Origin of the sequence: Microaerobacter geothermalis (genome assembly GCF_021608135.1) — a bacterium.
GTDB lineage: Bacteria > Bacillota > Bacilli > DSM-22679 > DSM-22679 > Microaerobacter > Microaerobacter geothermalis.
The window spans coordinates 34632-49619 of sequence record NZ_JAKIHL010000023.1; the positions used below are offsets into that span (position 1 = coordinate 34632).

The following is a 14988-nucleotide window of genomic DNA, read 5'->3' on the forward strand; positions in this document are numbered from 1 at the left end:
TCTTTGTCTTATTTCCCTTTGAATTTTATCACCAGCGGATTCTCCGGATCCCCGGCAAACTGCAGCATCGTGCGGATAAATCCGGATTGGGAGTAGCTGGGCATCCCAATACCCCTGGGTTTATTACAGCTATACATCAATTCGGGAAATAATCCGCAGCGGGTAGAATAATTCATCGCTCGCTTCAGCAGTTGGCAGGCTTTATCCCATTCTCCAAGCAAATGATAAGCTTGTATTAACCAAAAGGTACAGCCAAGCCAGGGGCGCATATCTCCGCACTCCGTGGTTAAATCCTCATGCCGCCATACCCCTCCGAGGAACGGATCGACTAACCGTTCTTCCACAGCCTTCACGGTAGATGAAAATAGCAGTTTATCATCAAATATGGGCAGTTCGGTAAAAAAAAGCAGGGCAGAAGCGTCCAAATGATCCGTCTCGGCAGAGCGGACCAAAACATGATCTTTACATGCCTGCTGCAGTATTGACTCCTTTAAATCTGCAGCCAGTTTTCGCAGCTTTCCTTCATACTCGATTCCCAGGGAATGAATTTTCCATACATCCGCTAATAAAGTTAATCCATATACCGCTACACCGCTGGCCCATACCATATGTTCATTTTCCTCATTTAGATGATGTCCAAAGGTTTCCCAGATTCCGGCACAGGGTGCAATCATTCCCGTGTCATCCCGGTTCTTTTCAATCCATGTGACACAGTGGAAAATCACATCTTCCAACTCATTTAACAGTTGGGGATAACCGCTTTCCAACACACATCGGGCAATGGACATTAACAACAGTCCCGGCGAATCATTTTCGAAAGAGTGTTCATTTGGAACACCTGATTTGCAGTTATAAGCAAAAAAATAGTTTCCGTCGGGTCGTTTTTTCAGCAAAGAACAAATTCTCCGCAAACCTTGAACCGCTTCTTTGATGTGGCCTGTTTTCAACAGAGTATCAATGATCCAAACTCCGTCCCTGACCCACACGTTTCCCTGATAGGGAGCAAAACCCACCATAATTGGAGAACCGTCCTGCTGAATCGAGGTCCTCAATAGGCGGAGGGAGGTATTCCAGTAGTATTGCCATTTGGGGTCCTTACCGGTAATTTGTACCCCGTTCTCCAACCAAGTTTCCCAGTCACAGCGAACCCTTTCTTTTTCCGTGATCCGTTCATTGACCAGTAGATTTAACTGCTGTACAGCGTCCTGTTCGCTGCTTCCCATGGCAATCACAACCTCACAGGGGTCAGACCACTCACCTTCTTTCACCGTTCTTTCCACTTTCCATGTGACGTGCAGGGGGCGGCTGCCGTGTTCAGCAACGGCAAAATTGGTTCCTCTAATCACTTTTTCCCTGTCGCCGGAATTGGAATAAATGGCATCCGGTACCGTCACAGCCAACCAACAATTCTCTTCTTTCCGGGACACATAGATGTGTTCGTACCGGTTCACCACATTAATTAAGTGGATGGAAGGATATACGATCACTTCCGTCCCGTTCCCTTTCACCGTACGAATACGAAATTCTTTTACTACCCCACTCTTATCAACAGGTACCCAGGTTTCAGATTGAACCACGGTATTTCCCTTCCGGCTGGTTACCTGGTATATCCCGGAATCCGGTAAAAATCTCGTATCTTCGATACTGATTGGTTCACCCAACTGACCGGAATGATCCTGAATCAAACCGAGAGGATCATAACAGACTTTTTCACCTTTATCTTTTATAAATATCTGGACCCCATCTTCGCTGAGAAGATAAGAGGAAAGATCATAATCCGGATAATAAATTTGTTTTAACCAATCCATAGCCCGGTTCTTCAGGTCATGTCTCATCCACACCAAGACGTTCCCATTCCCCAAAGGAACATGATTATCTTCATCGATTTCTACATAGAACGGCATAACTCTTCCTCCATCATTTTTTAGTTGGCTTACTTCCCTCCCGTTGAAGCAATCCCTTTAATAAATTGCTTTTGTCCGACAAGAAACAACAGCAAAACAGGAACGGTAACGAGAATGGACGCAGCCATTAAAAGGGTATAGTTGGTAGAAAACTGTTCCTGAAACACTGTCAAGCCAAATTGAACAGTTCTCATCGACTCGGATTGGGTAAAAACCAGCGGCTTGAACAAGTCATTCCATTCGGCGATAAACGTAAATAAAAAGAGTGTGACAGAAGCAGGCCTGGCCAGCGGAAACATAATCCGCCATAGAATAGTCCAGCGACTGGCTCCGTCAATGTAAGCAGCTTCTTCTACGGAATAAGGAATGGACATAAAAAACTGGCGAAACAAAAAAATTCCAAAAGCATTGGCCAATGAGGGAACAATTAAGGCCAAATAGGTATCAATCCACCCCACCTTCATCAACATGATAAAGACCGGGATCACCAGCATTTGAAAGGGAATCACCAAAGTGGAGAGCAGGATTAAAAATAGAGTTTTCTTTCCGACAAATTGAAGCCTCGCAAAGGCATAGCCAGCAAGGACGGATGTGAAAATCTGGCCGATGGTCACTGTAAAGGCCATGATAAAACTGTTTAAAAACATTCGGCCAAAGTTAGCAGACTCCCAGGCGTTGACAAAGTTCTCCCAATGCCAGTTTCGGGGAATCAAAGTTAAGTTTTGACTGACTACTTCCTGATTGCTTTTCAGCGCCGTTGATATCATCCATAGATACGGAAGAAAAAAGAATAAAGCCAGAATCAACAGTACGGTATAGATAGCAGTTTTCCGCCATCCCCTCCCCCGCTTTTGTTCCATACTACACCTCCTAATATTCCGGATTCTCATCTCCGATTAATTTGAACTGGAATATGGTCGTGATAATTGCCAATACAAGAAGAATGATAGAAATCGCAGCCGCATAGCCCATATTAAACAGTTTGAACGCCTGCTCGTAAATATAATAGACCAGCACCTTGGTTGTCCCCAAAGGACCTCCCTTGGTCATAACATAGATTTGTTCAAAGGTGCGAAAAGTGAAAATCAGACTGATCACTGTCACAAATAAAGTTGTTGGCTTTAATAAAGGCCACGTGATGTGGCGAAAGGCCTTCCATCCTCCTCCTGCCCCTTCTAAGCTGCCTGCTTCATAATACATTTTGGGTATTCCCTGTAACCCGGCCAGAAAAATCACCATAAAATATCCGGCGTTTTTCCAAATGGTCATAATCACTACGGCTGTCATTGCCCAAAATCCGTTGGACTGCAACCAGTTAACAGGCTTAATACCCACCAGCTCTAGCATATAATTGACAATGCCGTTATCATAATTTAACATCCAGACAAAAATAAGACCCCCCGCCACAAACGATGTGACCACCGGAGAGAAAAAAACAGTGCGCAGAAAGCCCCTTCCCTTGATTTCATTGTCCAATAACACCGCCAGAAACAAAGAAAGGGCGATGGTCGCCGGTACTGAGGAAACTGTAAAAATCAAGGTATTCCATATAACCTGGCGCAATTCTTCATCAGTCAACATCTCCCGGTAATTGTCCAGACCAACATAAGTAAGATTAGTGCTGAGGGCATCCCACTCAAAAAAACTGAGATATATCGTATAGCCGATGGGATAAAGCATAAAGATGGCAATTAAGACCAATGCCGGAGTTAAAAAGCCAAAAGCCGTAATATTTTCTTTTATCCTTTTTAAAAATTTCCCTTTATCCTTAAGCAAGATGATTCCCTCCCGATAGGGAAGGGCAAGTTGCTTCCTGCAGTTCTTGCCCTTTATTCGCTTATTTTTTCAATTCCTTTTCAGCCGCTTTTGCCGCAGCGTCCAGGCTTTCCTTTGCAGACTTCTCCTGATACAGTGCTTTTTCTATTTCTTTTCCCAATGCCACGGAAATAGCATTATAAGCAGGTATTGACGGACGGGCAAAGCCATACTCCATTTGATCAACAAACACTTTAACTACTTCGTTTTTCTTCAAAAATTCCTGATATTTGCCGCTTTCCACCGCCGACTTGCTAACGGGCAGATACCCTGTTTTAATCGACCAATCCACCTGGAAATCGGCACTCATGATAAACTTGGCAAATTCCCAAGCCGCCTTTTCTCTCTCCGGCGTGGATTTGAAGATAAAGAGATTTTCCCCGCCGATATTGGTGGCAAACCGTTCCTTCTTCGGCATGAAGAAAACGCCGAAGTCCACATTTTTATTTGCCTTTAACTGGGGCAATGTCCAGGGCCCAATAATCTGCATAGCAATTTTTCCTGATTCGAAATCATCCGTCTTATATCCGGCATCCGTTTCGGAGAAATTGGCTACCTTTTCTTTATAAACCAGATCCACCCAAAACTGAAGAGCATCCACCCCCGCCTTGCTGTTAAACGCCGGTGTGGAGTTATTTTCGGTCAAGAACTCTCCACCTGCTTGCCATAAATAGGTTTGCCAGGTCCAAACCGTCCACTCGTTGGTGCCAATGGGAATTTGAAAACCATACTGATCGATTTTCCCGTCACCATCTTTGTCCACCGTTAGTTTTTTGGCGGCTTCAAGGAACTGGTTCCAGGTTTCTGGAATTTCTGTAATCCCTGCTTCCGCAAAAGCCTTTTTATTATAAAAAATTGCCAAATTGTTCGCTTCAAAGGGAATGGTATACTTCTTCCCGTTATATGAAGAAACATCCCACAATCCCTTGTAAATATCATCCGGATTAAAGCCAGGGTCATTATTTATGAAATCCTCAGCTGCTGCCAATACTCCGGCCTTGGCAAACTGACCCGTATAAGCAGGTGCCAGCCATACCAGATCAGGAGCGTTCTTCCCGGCGAGAGCCGTCTGAATCTTTCCTATGGCCTGATCCTGAGCCCCATAACTTTGAGCTTTTACTTTGATATCCGGATGACTTTCATTAAATTTTTCAATGGCCTCTGTTAAAGCCTGATTATTTTCTTGAGATTCAATCCCATGCCAGAAAACCAATTCCACAGGTTCGTCTTTCTGTCCCCCAGAAGCAGATTCAGTTGTTGTCGCTTCCTTACTTGAGGCTTCATTCTTGGTCTCATTGCTTCCGCATCCGGCGACAAGACCCAACAACAAGAGCAATACTATCAAAAACCCAGCAACTTTTTTCATCAACTCGATCCCCCCATTTAAAAAATTGAAAAACGGTTAATTTCTGACTAAATGAGTTGCAATTCTTTCAACAGGCACTCTCCAGAATAATTACACCCCCCTTTTCAGGAAAACGTTTTCCTGATTGTTAAAAAAAATAATCACAACAATTTAAGACAACTCTTCCTCACAACAATTTCATGAGGAAGAATTTTTAATTGCTTCTTATGATTCGATTTTTTCTGGATTTGTTCCATTAGCATTTTGGCTGCCTTGGCCCCTAGTTCAAAAATAGGCTGACGAACTGTAGTTAGCCCGGGACGAAAGGCTTCAGCCATGGGAATATCATCAAAACCCATAACAGAAATTTCGTCCGGTACCCTGATACCTATTTCATCAGCGGCATGAATAAGTCCCATCGCCATCGTATCACTGGCACAAAAAATGGCAGTCGGCCGCTCCTTCCTACTCAGGATTTCTTTTCCCCTTAAAAAACCTGAGTAAATATCATAGGTTCCTTCCGAAAACCATTTCTCGTAAAAGTCGAGATTGTGTTCCTCCAAGGCCTTTCGAAATCCTGAATATCTTGAAAAACCTGATTCCATATCCGTCAATGGACCGCTTAACAGCCCAATTTTTTTATGTCCCCATTTAATCAAAAAGCTGGTGGCATCATAAGCCGCCTGAAAATCATCAATATTGATACAGTCAAACATACCGCCCCCATTGTTGGATTGGCTCGCAAATACCACAGGAATTGGGTTTTCCTCAAAAAATTGAATATGTTCTTCTTTTAAGGAAGAGGTCAGAATAACCACGCCATCCACGTATTTATCTTTCATCAGATTCAAATAATGAAGTTCCTTGTCTATCTCTCCGTTTGTGTTACAGAGAAGAGTGGTATACTGCTGTTTATAGCATTCTTCCTCAAGTCCCCGGACCAACACGGAAAAAAACATATTCGCAATGTTTGGAATAAGAACTCCGATCAGCAAGCTTTTTTTCATAACTAAGCTGCGGGCCACAGGGTTGGGATTAAAACCCAACTCGTTAACAGCTCTCATTACCTTATCCTGAATTTCCGGACTGACCGGTTTGCTCTGATTTAACACCCGGGAAACCGTCGCCACAGAAACCTGTGCCCGCTCTGCTACATCCTTTATCGTAACTTTCACAACAATCCATCCCTATAATAAAATTTAAATCATACCGTAGTGGATCATGTATACCATTTATCATCTGGAATTAAACCAACCCTGAAATACAGGAAAACGCTTTCCTGTCGCGTTAATACTAGTGTAGGAAAACGTTTTCCTCTTGTCAATACTTTTTTGAATTTTTTATCTTCATGCCATTCGGTTACTTAGAGGCAGCAGACTTCTGACGGATTAAGTTAAATCCATTAACATAAATTCAACTCCGTCTTCGGTTTTAATGTTCAGTTCTGATAGTTCCGTAATACGGGCAGAGTCTCCCTTTTTTATTTGATAAGCACCATTTATAATCGCACTTCCCTTAATAATGAACATATACATCCGACGACCAGGCTCCTGTTTGTGGACAAGCTGTTGGCCTGCTTCCAAATGGGAGAGATAGACTGTGATATCCTGATTTACGATTAAAGCTTCACCCAACCGTTTCCCTGCAACTACCGGAAGCAATTGATTACGCTGCTGTTCCTTTGAAAAGTGCTTTTGTTCCCAGGATGGCGTTAATCCCCTCTGATTAGGGAGAAACCAAATCTGAAGCAGATGAACCTCTTTATTGGGAGAAGGGTTATACTCCGAATGGTAGATGCCAGTTCCTGCCGTCATTCTTTGGACTTCCCCAGCCTTGATGATTCCCCGATTTCCCATGCTATCTTTATGTTCAAGTTCTCCCTCTATCACATAGGTCATAATCTCCATATCGGCGTGGGGATGCATCCCAAACCCTTCACCCGGTTGGATGATATCATCATTAAACACCCTTAATGGACCAAACTGAAGATGATTTGGATCATAGTATTCAGCGAAAGAAAAGCTGTACCGCGTGGTCAACCAGCCATGCTCTGCCCTATAACGCTCCTCAGATGGGATTATTTTTATCACAAAATATCACCTTCCTTAATAAATTCATTACGATATTTATTAAACGCGAATCTATATCATTGATTACATTACCCTGATTTGAATAGGTCTAACCAAAAAATGGGCAGCCACTTAAACGACTGCCTCATTCTCTGAGTGGGTTATATAGGAGTATATTTCAAAATCACGAAGCTATGGACTGTTCCTGCGAAACATCAAATCCTCTACTGTCATTAATTGCAAGGGCAATTAACACAATGAAGAAAATAAATGGTACTTCTATCCCTCCATTGGTAAATGAAAACCCGTTGGCCCAGTGCGCAGGAAGTGCAAACAGCATCTCAACTGCCAGAACTAAGGATACCCATCTTGTTTCAATTCCAAAGATAAGTAAAATTCCTCCAATAATTTCAACAAAAATCACAATGTATGCAAGTGATCCAGCGTATCCGATACTTTCAAAAAACTGTGCGGTTCCGCCAAAAGTAAAAACAAAGATTTTAAACAGCCCATGGTAGATAAACAATCCACCCATTAATATACGAATTAGTATTAAAGCCAATTTATTTCTCTCCATAAAACATTCCCCCATCTTTTTTCATCTATAGAAGTGGAACCAAGATTCTTTAATTCCATCTATCTATTAAATTTCAACCAATATTATTTAACCAATACCGCTTGCAGAGAGTAATCCCCTGCTCCAATTAGAGCTACTCCTAATGCAATTGCAATTAAGACAAGATTATATTCATAACCATTGGCTGTTACCCACAACCCGTTAGAGCCGTGAACCTTAAAAATAGCTACCAACATGGTGATGATGATTAGTGCGGCTGCAAATTCTATCCATAATCCTGTCGCAAATAAGAGTCCACCAACCAACTCGGCTAATCCAGCCAAAATCACCATTGGAACTCCTGGCTTAATGCCAATGGACTCCAACCAGCCCGCTGTTCCTTTAACCCCATACCCTCCAAACCAACCAAACAGTTTTTGTGCTCCGTGTCCAGCAAAAAGCAACCCTACAATAAGACGAATAATTAAAAGACCTGCATTCATGAAATTCCTCTCCTTTACTTATTTTATTTTAGTTTCTTACGTTATTATATTAAATTATTTTGCTTATTTTTGTCAAGTATCTTTTTTATATATATTTAATAAAAAAATAATATATTCTTAAAAAACCGCCCATTCCTTTTCAAACGGGCGGTTTAATTCATGACGTTCTTTAAAATTACTTTCCTCAAAACATTTCTTTACCTTAAAGTCTTCAATGCTTTTGCAATCTTGGCCACTCGGCTTCCCAAGCGTTCGGCCATAATCAAATCTCTTTCCTCAGGGGAAAGGGTACCGTCAGGACCAGCAACAGTGGATGCTCCATATGGAGATCCTCCAATGGCTTCTCCGGTTAACAGTTCAGGATTTTCACCATAGGGTAACCCCACAAATACCATACCAAAGTGCATCAACGGCACGAAGGTTGTTAAAATGGTGGATTCTTGTCCGCCATGAATGGAACCCGACCCACAAAATACCGCCGTAGGTTTTCCTTCTAATGCACCTTTAGCCCATAATCCTCCGGCAGCATCTAAAAACTGCTTCATTTGAGCCGGCATCATACCATACCTGGTAGGAACTCCCCAGATTATTCCATCCGCCCAAGTGAGATCCTCCAAAGTTGCATCTGGAACATCCTTTTGGGCTTCCTGGGCTTTTACATAATACTCCTGAGAAGACATGGCCTGTTTTACCACATCAAATTCCGGAATCTTCACCAATTTGGCCTCTGCTCCTTCTACTTTCTCTATCCCTTTGACTACCGATTGTGCCATGGTATAGATATGCCCATAGGCACTGTAATAAGGAACCAATACTTTTGCCATAATTGAACCACTCCTTTTTCTATGATGTAACTTCCCTTCCAGGATAATTATTTCCCGAAAGGAAAATGTTGATTATATGCTTATCAATTTATTTTTACTATAATTTATATTATAGCTATATTATATTTAGTATATTATTATTTATAACTTACTTTTGTCAAGTGTCTATGTTAAAATAAAAGAAAAAAGCGGGGTGAGAACCATGGACTATACTAGAATGTGCCCAAAGTACGAAGCTGCTATAGATGTATTGGGTAAAAAGTGGACAGGATTAATCATTCGTGTCCTTCTTGGTGGCCCAAAACGATTTAAGGAGATAAAAGAGCAGATCCCAGAAATGAGCGACCGGATGCTTACCGAAAGAATGAAAGAGCTGGAAGAAGTCGGTGTCGTTGAAAGAAAAGTATACCCAGAAACCCCAGTGCGGATTGAATATCATCTAACCGTGAAAGGTCAAGACCTGGAAGAAGTGATTCAGTCCATTCAAAATTGGGGAGAAAAATGGATGTAAGGAGAAAACCATGTATATAAAAGAGAGCGAATTAAGGGGTTTGGAAAAAAAATACGGGACTCCTGCGGTCATTCATTGTGAATTTCATATTTCTTCTGAGGAAATGGATATGGTACATTCCTCAAGTATGAAAAAACATGGGAGATCCCATGACTTTACTGTTTTTATCTTCAATTTCCGGGGAAATCTGGCCATGATCCAAAAACCTTCCTACCCCCCAGATGCATACCGACCGCCAAGCGGAGGAATAAACCTAAACGAAGATCTTGAAAAAGGAATTCTTAGAGAAGTGAAAGAAGAAACAGGGTTGTCTATTTCTTTAGAGTATTATCTTGCGAAAGTATTATGCGAATTGGTATGTGATGAAAGAACGATAAATTGGACCACCCATGTTTTTACTGCCATTGGTGATGGGGTGATTCAACCCATAGATACCCATGAAATCTCCGGTGCCAAATGGGGGTCCCTTGATGAACTGAATGGTCCAATTCGAAAGCTTTTACTGAAGACCGGAAGGGGCTTATTCCGATACAGGGTATTTCTACATGATCAGGCTTCCAGATTGTTAAAAGAAAGACGGATTATTCGAAATCTGTCAGGAGAATTTAAATAGGGGTTGCTCATATGAATGAGCAGCCCCTTTTCCGCATCATTATGTTTTTATCCAGTGGCTAACCACCACTAAGACTCCCACTTCCACTTATAGATCGTAGTAGAGTTCATATTCCTTCGGATGAGTCGTTTGAACCACCGCTTTGATATCACTACGCTTCAAATCAATCCAAGTCTTGATGAAATCTTTGGTGAATACTCCACCCTGAAGCAGGAACTCATGATTGGCTTCCAATGCATCAAGGGCTTCATCCAGCGACCCAGGAACACTGCGAATTTCCTGTTTTTCTGTGTCAGACAATTCATAAATGTTTTTATCGATTGGTCCAAATCCATTTTCCCTGGGATCAATTTTGTTTTTAATTCCATCTAAGCCAGCTAACAGCATCGCAGCAAAAGCAAGATACGGATTGGCTGTAGAGTCAGGGGTTCTGAATTCAATCCGGCTGGCCTTTGGTGTAACAGCCGCCAATGGAACCCGTACCGCAGCGGAACGGTTCCCTTTAGAAAATACCAGATTCACCGGAGCTTCAAAACCAGGAACCAAGCGCTTAAAAGAGTTGGTGCTTGGATTGGTCAGAGCGATCAAAGCTGGTGCATGTTTCAATATCCCACCGATATAATACAAGGCTGTATCGCTTAAATTTGCGTATTTGCCCTTTTCATAGAATAACGGAGTATCTCCATTAAATAAAGACTGATGGACATGCATTCCATTTCCGTTATCTCCAACAATGGGCTTTGGCATAAAGGTTGCGGTTTTTCCATATTTTTTAGCCACATTTCTGACCACATACTTGAATAACAAGAGATGATCCGCCGTTTTGGTTAATGTATCAAAACGGAAATTGATTTCCCCTTGTCCAGCGGTAGCCACTTCATGATGATGCCTTTCTACACGAAGTCCGCAGGCTTGTAAAAGATCACACATTTCGTTTCTGATGTCCATTTGGGTGTCAGTCGGTGCAACAGGGAAATATCCTGCTTTATTTCTGATTTTATATCCCAGGTTGGACCCTTCTTCACCCGTATTCCAAACGGCTTCTTCAGAATTAATAAAATAGAAGGAACCTTTTTGGCTTGAATCATATCTAACGGAATCAAAGATAAAAAATTCAGATTCAGGACCAAAAAATGCACGGGTCGCAATTCCGGTTTCTTGCAAATAAGCCTCTGCCTTTTTTGCAATGCTTCTGGGATCTCTCTCGTAAGAATTTCCTTCCGGATCGTAAATATCACAAAGAATATTTAATGTAGGAACAGCCGTAAAGGGATCCACGAAAGCAGAAGCGGGATCTGGCATCATCACCATGTCCGATTCTTCAATCCCCCTGAATCCGGTGATACTGGACCCATCAAATGCAACCCCCACTTCAAAAGTTCCTTCATCTACTTCCGGAGCAGGAACGGTCACATGATGCTGCCTGCCCGGAACATCCACAATGCGAAAATCCACATACTTGATGTTTTTTTCTTTGATCAATTGAAGTACTGCTTTTACATCCATTTAAATTCCTCTCCCCTATGTTAAATTTCTCAAGATTGGTTTCATTATAGCAACAAACCTCACATTAGTAAATATATATTATCACTGTTTATGTTAGTTTTTATTACACATATTTTAGGAAAGAGCATTTTGTCTTTTAAAAGGTTTTGAGTGATAATGATATAGGGTAATATACATCCTGTATCAAAGATATGACCAGGGATACAGGTATCACAATAAGGTATTCACAGAGGAGGTAATTACATATGAAGTATCGCAGACTGGGAAAGACCGAACTCAAGGTGTCGGTCGTTGGAATCGGAACCTGGCAGTTTGGTGGAGAGTGGGGTAAGACCTTCACTCAAGAAGAGGTTGATCAAATCTTGGCCAAAGGAAAAGAATTAGGAATTAACTTCATTGATACAGCGGAGTGCTACGGAGACCATCTTTCTGAGGAATTTATTGGAAAATCTATTCAGGCCAACCGGCAAGATTGGATTGTTGCCACCAAATTTGGACATCAGTTTCATGGACATTTAAATCGGACCAACCATTGGTCCCCTGAGGAGGTGATCCGTCAGCTTGAAGATTCCCTAAGAGCCCTTCGTACCGATTACATTGATCTCTACCAATTTCACTCAGGGGCTGATGAATATTTTGATCAAGATGATCTTTGGACCGCACTGGACAAACAAGTTCAAGCGGGAAAAATACGGTATTTGGGGATATCTATCGGCAAAAACGATAACATTCACCAAACGGAATCCGCTACTCAAGTAAATGCGAAAGTCATTCAAGTGGTCTATAATCGATTGGATCGGACACCGGAAGAGAAGGTATTTCCCTCCTGTCAGCAGCAGGATCTTGGTGTACTGGCCCGTGTACCTCTGGCCAGCGGTTTTCTAAGTGGAAAATATAAACCAGGATCTCTTTTTGAAGGAAATGATGTTCGCAGTAGACTTGAACGGGAAGAAATCTATAATAAGTTGCAGCAAGTGGAAGAAATTGGAAACAAAGAGGTTCCTGAAGGGGTGGATATGGCTCAATGGGCTTTGGCCTGGTGCCTGCAGCATCCTGCTGTCACTTGTGTCATACCAGGGGCAAAGAACGTAGAGCAAGTAGAAGCCAATGCGAAAGCCGCCGATTTGGATATGGCCCGCGATGACCATCCTCAGGCTTGGAAGTAAACTGACAAGCTATGATTTGTTATCAATTGCCAGATTTGATACCGTTTGTTCATAACCGTTCCGTCCCAATTTGTAGCACCGATTCCCAGCGTCCAACCTGTTTTTGGTGCCGCCTTTACCTCTTTGTTTGATCCTGCTGTTATGTTTTCTGGCAAAATGTTGATTGCGATCTTTACATTCCTGTTTGTTGTATTCTTTGATACAACGGGTACCTTGTTGGCTGTAGCCAGCCAGGCGGGATTGATGAAGGATAACAAACTGCCGAGGGCTGGCCGGGCGCTAGCAGCAGATGCGATGGCAACGGCGGCCGGTTCCATCTTTGGAACTTCTACCACTACCTCTTACATTGAATCATCGGCAGGGGTAGCGGCAGGTGGCCGAACAGGGTTTACCGCAGTGGTAACGGCAGGATTCTTTGCTTTGGCGCTCTTCTTCTCTCCTTTATTGGCAGTGGTCACTCCGGCTGTTACTTCACCAGCCTTGATCCTGGTGGGGGTTCTGATGGCTTCCAATTTATTGCCGGGTGGCTTGGGATAAGTTAGAAGAGGCCATTCCGGCATTCTTTACGGTTTTGTCTTACCTTCAGTATCGCAACGGGAATCGCCTTAGGATTCATCCTCTACCCGATCACCAAGCTGGTCAAAGGAGAAGGCAAACAGGTTCACCCCATTATGTACGTCCTGTTCATCGTCTTCCTGATCTACTTCATCTGGCTGCGCGAGTAGGATTGTAGCGATTGAGATCGAACACGAAATAAGGATAGAATCCGGATGGAAACTATGAAAAAAGGAGTCAGGGGAGATCATCTCTAAGTAAGATGGTCTATCCCTGGCTCCTTTTTTGAAATACTCCGTTTCAAAATCGGAAGTGCTCGCAAACCGCTCGCAACTCGCGAATTCGAGCCCGCAAGAACGGGTGGAATCATCCGTGCGCTCAATTATCGCTCAATTCCGCCCTTTTCGCGCTCGATCCGACCGTTTTTGCGCTCAATACTACTAAATTTGCGTTCAATCCCACCAGATTTGTGCTCGAAAGATGTTTTTGCGCCCGAATCTGCTCCTTATAGGTTATTGAACAATTCTTTTTGTTCTTTTAGGAAAAAATCTATTATCTCATTCCAGTAAACAGATGAATACATGGCAGGCATTGGTTCTCGCTCTGCATCATCGAAATAGACCAAGCTTTTGATCATATGATAGAAATTAATATTGGCCTGTGGAAATTTTTGTGGTAACAATTTCAATAGGGAGAGAAGAGAAATTCCCTGTTGGCAGATCATATATAAGTCGATGAAATCTTTTCTTGCTCCTCTATGACTAACCGCAGCTATTTTCATGATGCCTATATCAACAGGGGAGGCTAACTTTAAACTTGGTACATCTGTGACATCAATTAAGGGTTTTACCAAAGGATTGGGATAATGCAACCAGGTGACCTGAATATTATTGACGATACCATGATAGGTTCCCCTTTTGGCTTCGGTAGTTAGAAAAGATCCAATCTTTGATAACTTTTTTTCGATTATTTCTGTAGAAAAGAGAGTGGGTGAAAACCAATCAAAATCCACTGATTCCCTGTGGCCAAATTGTAGAGCGAGAGCTGTACCGCCAGCCAGATAGCTTCCCGGAACCGGAGGATTTTCGGACAATTGTTTTAAAAGATTTTTCCGGGCATCATCGAGTATGTGCCAAAACAACGCATTTCCCCCTCCTTTAGATTAAAAAAATATTGCCAGTATCTAGCTGTTTTCAATGACAGCCCCCGGCTTATACATACTGCCTCTTTTATTTCATCTTCCGTATATGTTTCAAATACCCAACGCAGTGTTCGCTGATCCCCTTCATTTAACAGTCGTTCAATAATAAAAATTTGATGTTGGCGTAGGTCCAGTTCTGTTATATCTACATCCCAGAAAAAAGATTTGAATTCATTTGGTATGGTCTGATTTGATGCCATTTTGACACCATCCTTTTCTGAAAAAAATATCCCTTGAACGTTAATTTTATTATACACTATTAATGGAATAAAAAGACATCTTGCGGAAGGTTAGTTTGAGTCAAGTATTTGTGGGAGAAATTTTCCTCCCATTATTTTGTAAGCGCATTCAATGCTTTAGGGTGCTCCTTGTTCGAGTCATTTATCTTTTTTAAAAACCTTTCAACGCCTTTAAAGCTTG

General features: G+C 42.2%; 15 protein-coding genes and 1 pseudogene. 4 read left to right on the top strand and 12 right to left on the bottom strand.

Going from position 1 to position 14988, the window contains the following annotated elements:
• Positions 1–8 precede the first annotated feature (8 nt).
• The 9 genes from L1765_RS09775 to wrbA form a co-directional block, all read right to left on the bottom strand.
• A complete protein-coding gene (locus L1765_RS09775; protein WP_236406730.1) occupies positions 9–1904 on the bottom strand; it encodes a glycoside hydrolase family 15 protein in 1896 nt (631 codons plus the stop codon).
• Between the two features lie 29 nt (positions 1905–1933).
• Positions 1934–2764 carry a carbohydrate ABC transporter permease gene (locus L1765_RS09780; RefSeq protein WP_236406731.1) on the bottom strand — a complete coding sequence of 277 codons (831 nt, stop codon included), beginning with the start codon at positions 2762–2764 and terminating at the stop codon, positions 1934–1936.
• A 10-nt stretch (positions 2765–2774) separates the two neighbouring features.
• Positions 2775–3680 (bottom strand): carbohydrate ABC transporter permease, encoded by a 906-nt coding sequence (locus L1765_RS09785; protein WP_236406734.1) that lies wholly within the window; start codon positions 3678–3680, stop codon positions 2775–2777.
• Positions 3681–3741: 61 nt separating this feature from the next.
• Entirely contained in the window at positions 3742–5085 is a 1344-nt protein-coding gene (locus L1765_RS09790; RefSeq protein ID WP_236406737.1) for an ABC transporter substrate-binding protein, read from the bottom strand.
• Positions 5086–5225: 140 nt separating this feature from the next.
• The gene (locus L1765_RS09795) at positions 5226–6239 is read right to left on the bottom strand and encodes a LacI family DNA-binding transcriptional regulator (RefSeq protein ID WP_236406739.1); all 1014 of its coding nucleotides are present in this window, start codon (positions 6237–6239) and stop codon (positions 5226–5228) included.
• Between the two features lie 213 nt (positions 6240–6452).
• Positions 6453–7154, bottom strand: coding sequence for a pirin family protein (locus L1765_RS09800; RefSeq protein ID WP_236406740.1), 702 nt, complete (start codon positions 7152–7154; stop codon positions 6453–6455).
• A gap of 163 nt (positions 7155–7317) precedes the next feature.
• The gene (locus L1765_RS09805) at positions 7318–7710 is read right to left on the bottom strand and encodes a DoxX family protein (protein WP_236406742.1); all 393 of its coding nucleotides are present in this window, start codon (positions 7708–7710) and stop codon (positions 7318–7320) included.
• A gap of 83 nt (positions 7711–7793) precedes the next feature.
• Entirely contained in the window at positions 7794–8192 is a 399-nt protein-coding gene (locus L1765_RS09810; protein ID WP_236406743.1) for a DoxX family protein, read from the bottom strand.
• A gap of 197 nt (positions 8193–8389) precedes the next feature.
• A complete protein-coding gene (gene wrbA / locus L1765_RS09815; RefSeq protein ID WP_236406745.1) occupies positions 8390–9016 on the bottom strand; it encodes an NAD(P)H:quinone oxidoreductase in 627 nt (208 codons plus the stop codon).
• 202 nt (positions 9017–9218) lie between these two features.
• On the opposite strand from wrbA, the gene L1765_RS09820 reads away from it, so the two are divergent.
• Positions 9219–9527 carry a winged helix-turn-helix transcriptional regulator gene (locus L1765_RS09820; RefSeq protein WP_236406747.1) on the top strand — a complete coding sequence of 103 codons (309 nt, stop codon included), beginning with the start codon at positions 9219–9221 and terminating at the stop codon, positions 9525–9527.
• Positions 9528–9537: 10 nt separating this feature from the next.
• Positions 9538–10140, top strand: coding sequence for an NUDIX hydrolase (locus L1765_RS09825; RefSeq protein ID WP_236406748.1), 603 nt, complete (start codon positions 9538–9540; stop codon positions 10138–10140).
• Between the two features lie 87 nt (positions 10141–10227).
• Here the strand turns inward: L1765_RS09825 and glnA are convergent, their stop codons facing one another.
• A complete protein-coding gene (gene glnA / locus L1765_RS09830) occupies positions 10228–11646 on the bottom strand; it encodes a type I glutamate--ammonia ligase (RefSeq protein ID WP_236406750.1) in 1419 nt (472 codons plus the stop codon).
• A 245-nt stretch (positions 11647–11891) separates the two neighbouring features.
• Between glnA and L1765_RS09835 the strand changes: the two genes are divergently transcribed.
• Both L1765_RS09835 and L1765_RS09840 read left to right on the top strand, forming a co-directional pair.
• Complete coding sequence (locus L1765_RS09835) at positions 11892–12812, top strand: aldo/keto reductase (protein ID WP_236406754.1); 921 nt, start codon at positions 11892–11894, stop codon at positions 12810–12812.
• A gap of 51 nt (positions 12813–12863) precedes the next feature.
• Positions 12864–13537, top strand: a pseudogene (locus L1765_RS09840) (solute carrier family 23 protein); the annotation flags it as partial.
• A 335-nt stretch (positions 13538–13872) separates the two neighbouring features.
• Here the strand turns inward: L1765_RS09840 and L1765_RS09845 are convergent.
• Both L1765_RS09845 and L1765_RS09850 read right to left on the bottom strand, forming a co-directional pair.
• Entirely contained in the window at positions 13873–14508 is a 636-nt protein-coding gene (locus L1765_RS09845; protein ID WP_236406755.1) for a nucleotidyl transferase AbiEii/AbiGii toxin family protein, read from the bottom strand.
• Positions 14466–14768 (bottom strand): DUF6922 domain-containing protein, encoded by a 303-nt coding sequence (locus L1765_RS09850; RefSeq protein WP_236406757.1) that lies wholly within the window; start codon positions 14766–14768, stop codon positions 14466–14468. The genes L1765_RS09845 and L1765_RS09850 overlap by 43 nt, the downstream gene beginning before the upstream one ends.
• Positions 14769–14988: the final 220 nt, after the last annotated feature.

What these genes read in the sequence shown, in the direction of transcription:
- L1765_RS09780 (WP_236406731.1), bottom strand. Translation starts at nt 2,764, where the DNA reads ATGGAACAAAAGCGGGGGAGGGGATGGCGGAAAACTGCTATCTATACC.
- L1765_RS09820 (WP_236406747.1), top strand. Translation starts at nt 9,219, where the DNA reads ATGGACTATACTAGAATGTGCCCAAAGTACGAAGCTGCTATAGATGTA.
- L1765_RS09825 (WP_236406748.1), top strand. Translation starts at nt 9,538, where the DNA reads ATGTATATAAAAGAGAGCGAATTAAGGGGTTTGGAAAAAAAATACGGG.
- wrbA (WP_236406745.1), bottom strand. Translation starts at nt 9,016, where the DNA reads ATGGCAAAAGTATTGGTTCCTTATTACAGTGCCTATGGGCATATCTAT.
- L1765_RS09775 (WP_236406730.1), bottom strand. Translation starts at nt 1,904, where the DNA reads ATGCCGTTCTATGTAGAAATCGATGAAGATAATCATGTTCCTTTGGGG.
- glnA (WP_236406750.1), bottom strand. Translation starts at nt 11,646, where the DNA reads ATGGATGTAAAAGCAGTACTTCAATTGATCAAAGAAAAAAACATCAAG.
- L1765_RS09850 (WP_236406757.1), bottom strand. Translation starts at nt 14,768, where the DNA reads ATGGCATCAAATCAGACCATACCAAATGAATTCAAATCTTTTTTCTGG.
- L1765_RS09790 (WP_236406737.1), bottom strand. Translation starts at nt 5,085, where the DNA reads ATGAAAAAAGTTGCTGGGTTTTTGATAGTATTGCTCTTGTTGTTGGGT.
- L1765_RS09805 (WP_236406742.1), bottom strand. Translation starts at nt 7,710, where the DNA reads ATGGAGAGAAATAAATTGGCTTTAATACTAATTCGTATATTAATGGGT.
- L1765_RS09810 (WP_236406743.1), bottom strand. Translation starts at nt 8,192, where the DNA reads ATGAATGCAGGTCTTTTAATTATTCGTCTTATTGTAGGGTTGCTTTTT.
- L1765_RS09835 (WP_236406754.1), top strand. Translation starts at nt 11,892, where the DNA reads ATGAAGTATCGCAGACTGGGAAAGACCGAACTCAAGGTGTCGGTCGTT.